General features: G+C 40.6%; 1 protein-coding gene. It reads left to right on the top strand.

The window, feature by feature from the left end; translation table 11 throughout:
• The coding region (locus H6S82_RS24310; protein WP_191056836.1) for a lectin-like protein at positions 1 to 3,279 on the top strand (3,279 nt) is incomplete at its 5' end.
• Between the last annotated feature and the right edge of the window lie 267 nt (positions 3,280 to 3,546).

Raw genomic sequence — 3,546 nt, 5'->3', positions numbered from 1 at the left:
AATGAAGATTGGAAACAAAATGGTGCAGGACGTTGGGTTAACCACAATTATGGTTTTGGCGCTATTGATGCGGCGGCGGCGGTGAGTGCTGCTACTAACTGGAAGCCTGTTGACCAAGAGGTCAGAATTAGTTCCAGTATTGTCAAAAATGTACTCGATACTATTCTTGATGACAACAATCAAGGATTGTTTTCAAAGATTAATATTGATAGCGATATCACTGTTGAAAAAGTCGAGGTACAATTCAATACTAAACCTCTTACCAGCGGCTCTGCAAAGTGGCAATACTGGGGCGATTTGCGAGTGGTGCTAACTTCTCCAGACGGTACAGAGTCGATTTTGGCAGAACCGCACAAACTCGCCAATGACCCGGATTCATATAATATTGATGCAAAAACAAATGTGTTTACGTGGAACTTTACTTCTGCGCGTCACTGGGGTGAGTCGTCTAAGGGAGAATGGAAGTTACAGGTTTACGATTTGGAAGACAACGAGATTCAGGGGTATTGGAATTCCTGGAAATTGAATATTTACGGAACTCAACCCACTGTCACAATTTCTGCTAAAGATTCCAATGCCATAGAAGATGGCAATGCCGGACAATTTGTTGTCACCCGTACAGGTAATACAGATAAACCATTAACTGTGAATTATTCTATTGCAGGAAATGCTATTAATGGCATAGATTACAAAACTCTTAGCGGTAGCATAACAATTCCGGTTGGTGCAACAATGGCGACAATTCCAATTATTCCGCTTGCTGATGCTGAGGTGGAAGGAAATGAGACAGTAGAGGTCAGTTTAATTGATAATGCTGCCTATAATTTAGGTACTGATAAGATCGGAACGGTAACTATTGAAAACAGGACTGACACTTCTCAATATGACCCATTTGTTTATACCAATCCTGCCAATGGTCATTTATATATTTTGAGTCAGCCTGATACTTGGTTAGGCGCTCAAGAACAGGCGAAGACATTAGGGGGAAACCTGGTTACAGTTAATAATGCTGCTGAAAATAATTGGTTAGTTAATACCTTTGGTAAAAAACCTTTTTGGATTGGATTGACAGATAGTTCTATATATGGAACAACTGAAGGTAGTTTCAAATGGGTAAGTGGAGAACCTGTAACTTATACTAACTGGGATGGAGCCAATCCTGATAACTTTCAGTTTACTCCTGAAGGAGAAGACTTTGTTCATATCAATCAAGGAGTTGGTGGAACATGGAACGATCTAAAACATGACTATTTCGTTACTCAAGGTATTATCGAAATTGACCCCGCGACTCTCACTAAACCTATAGTTACAATTCGAGCTACCGATGCTAAAGCTGGAGAAGATGGTAATGCAGGGCAACTCATTGTTACTCGCATCGGCAATACAACAGATCCGCTAACAGTAAATTATTCAGTTTTCGGTAATGCAATTAATGGCACAGACTACAGGAATTTGACGGGTAATATTACTATTTCTGCTGGTGCATCAGTTGCATCAATTCCGATTATTCCAATTGCTGACAACCAGGTAGAGGGTGATGAAACTATTGCGGTGAAACTTTTGGGGAATGCTGCTTACAATGTTGCTCCATCTGAAACAGCAACAGCGACGATCGCTAATAGCAATACTTCACCTATCAACCCTATCATCTATACTAATTCTGCTACTGGGAATAAATATTTCCTAAGTACAGCCGATACTTGGTTAGGCGCACAAGAACAGGCAAAAGCAGCAGGTGGCAACCTAGTTACAATTAATGATGCAGCGGAGAATAATTGGTTATTTAACACCTTTGGCGGAAGTTCTAAATGGATGGGTTTAACAGATAGCCCCATTTACAATGCAAAGGAAGGCAATTATAAGTGGGTGAGTGGAGAACCAGTTAACTATATCAATTGGCGTCCTCTGCAACCAGATAACACTCTCCATACACCTGAAGGTGAAGATTTTAGTGAATTTCTTGCAACTAGACTGTGGAATGATATGCCGAATGACCAAAATTGGATTCGCCAAGGTATTGTAGAAATTCCGGCTCAAATACCTACAAATAACTGGACTGCCAAATTTATCAATCGCACTTCTGCAAATATAGCCGATCGCACCACCTACGATTTCAGCAATCCAGCAGCTATCCTAGATTTGGGCGACCAACATCAAGGAAGTAGTGATGGAAGCTTACGTCTATATCAAAATTGGGGGGATGGAAGTCCTACAAACAGTGTCCAAACTGATAACTTTGCAATGGAAGCTTGGACTCGTGCTAATTTTGAAGCTGGTAAACTTTACAAGATTACCACTGATTCTGATGATGGAACTTGGTTCAGACTTAAAAATGTTCAAACTGGGCAATGGACTGGCGATAGCGTAGTATTAGGTGGTGATGGAGCAGACTGGCGCGATCGTAGCACTGCTATGCCTCCCAGAACAATCTTTTTCAAAGTTCCCGAATCTGGAGAATATGATTTCTATGTCCAATACTACGAAAGAGCTATCGGTGCAGTAGTTGATATCAAAGTAGAAGAAGCTAAAGTATTCCAAGATTCAGTTAATGAATCCCAACGCTGGGAATCGACAGTCTTTTGGTGGGATAGAAAGTTAGGAAATGTACCTCCTGAAGATTTCTATAACAGCCAAAACAATATAATTGGTGTAGTCGATCAAGGATCTAATACTCGCAGCGATGGCAAAAAAGGAATCAAATTTAGTGACGTTGACTACGAATCTCTAAATAACGATGTACGTTTGCCTGATAACAACTATGCGATTCAAAGCTACACTCAAACCAATTTAGAAGCAGGCGTGAAATATCGAGCAAAAGTAACTGCTGATGACGGATTCCAGTTACTTGCCAAGAATGCAAATACTAATCAATTGGTTTATATCACACCTAAAGATCAATGGCAGCAAGCTTATGGAGGTACAACAGTTGATTTTGAAGTATCTCAAGATGGTTTGTATGATATGTACTTCAATTACTATGAAGAACGTGGGGATGCGGCCTTAGATTTGTCTTGGGAAATTATTCCATTTAATGGAAGATTACTAGCAACTACGACGACGAATATTCGCTCCGGCCCTGGCACCAGTTATTCTCTAGTTGGTACGATTCCGTATGATGGAACATCCAAAACCGTAACTTTTGACAAATGGACGATAGGAGAATGGGTAGATTATACGGCAGAGTTAGGAACAAAAAGTAATGAATGGTATCGCATAAAAGGCACAAACCAGTGGATTTCGGCAGCAATTGTGGGTCAAAAACAATATGTAGATATTTAGTTGTTAGCCAGGGGTTCAAACCCCTGGCTAACAGCGAAAGTCCATTTTAATGGACTGAAAATTTACAGGATTTTGTTTAGGGCAAGAAACCCGGTTTTTCTGAAAAACCGGGTTTCTTCAAGTGTTCAAAACCATCTCTTCTTTTAGTTACGCGATACAATTAATAAATACGATCGCACTTAAAAAGTCGGCTTATGATCCAGCAACTCGCAACTCCCACCGAAACCGAGATCGTCTACCCCGAAAACGACGGTAATCCCATATCAG

It is taken from the genome of Planktothrix sp. FACHB-1355 (assembly GCF_014748295.1).
GTDB lineage: Bacteria > Cyanobacteriota > Cyanobacteriia > Cyanobacteriales > Aerosakkonemataceae > Aerosakkonema > Aerosakkonema funiforme_A.
This window is presented reverse-complemented; position numbering and strand designations above follow the sequence as displayed.